We start from the raw sequence: 843 nt of genomic DNA on the forward strand, positions 1-843 counted from the left end.
CTACAGCGGCACCTCGATGGCCAGCCCGCACGTCGCGGGCGCCGGAGCCCTGGTGCTGGAGGCGTCCCCGGGGTCGACCCCGCAGGCCGTGCAGAACCGCCTGCTGAGCGACGGGAGCTCGGGCACGCTCACCGGCGTCCCGTGGTCGACGCCGAACCTGCTGCTCAACGTCTCGGACCTGTAGCCCCGGGTTCCATCCGCCCCTTCCACGGCGCCGTCCCCGTCACCGGGGGCGGCGCCTCTCGCGTCCCACGGGTCCTGCGGGCACCGCCCTCACCAGGGCGATCACGGGACGCGATATTCACGACCGGGTTTACCCGGCCAACTGGCCGCATCCTGCCACTTTTTCCACCTTGACACCGAAAGGCCCCGCAGGCTGCACACGGCGTTCACCGTTCACCCCGGTTTCCGAACGATGTCACTGATCGTGAAGACCCTGTTCGGCGCGGCACGCCCGGAGCTAATGTCCCCGACCGCATGCCGAAACCCGACATGCACCGAAAGCTCCCACAAGGAGGAGTACGTGAAGCACGTGTCTGTGAAGCGCACCGCGATCGGCCTCGCCACGGCGAGCCTGCTCGCGTTCCCCGCAGCGCTTCTGGGCGGGGCCTCGGCCTCCGCCGACGAGCTCGCCCCCCTGTACTCCGGCAGCGGATCCGGCACCGGCGAGTGGATCGTCGTCCTCAAGGACGGCTCCAAGCCCTCGAAGCAGAACAGCGACCGGTTCGGCATCGCGGCCAAGGACGTCGAGCACACCTTCACCGAGGTCATCGACGGATACGCCGCCGACCTGAGCGGCAAGGAGCTGGCCGAGGTCCGCTCCGACCCCGACGTCGCCTACGT

2 protein-coding genes are annotated in these 843 nt (G+C 69.5%); both read left to right on the forward strand.

What is annotated here, in order from left to right; translation table 11 throughout:
- The coding region (locus D476_RS35340; RefSeq protein WP_040729018.1) for a S8 family serine peptidase at window positions 1-184 on the forward strand (184 nt) is incomplete at its 5' end.
- A gap of 339 nt (window positions 185-523) precedes the next feature.
- A partial coding sequence (locus D476_RS35345; RefSeq protein ID WP_040729019.1) for a protease inhibitor I9 family protein occupies window positions 524-843 on the forward strand: 320 nt, incomplete at its 3' end.

This window comes from Nocardiopsis chromatogenes YIM 90109, assembly GCF_000341185.1.
GTDB classification, from domain to species: Bacteria; Actinomycetota; Actinomycetes; order Streptosporangiales; family Streptosporangiaceae; genus Nocardiopsis_A; species Nocardiopsis_A chromatogenes.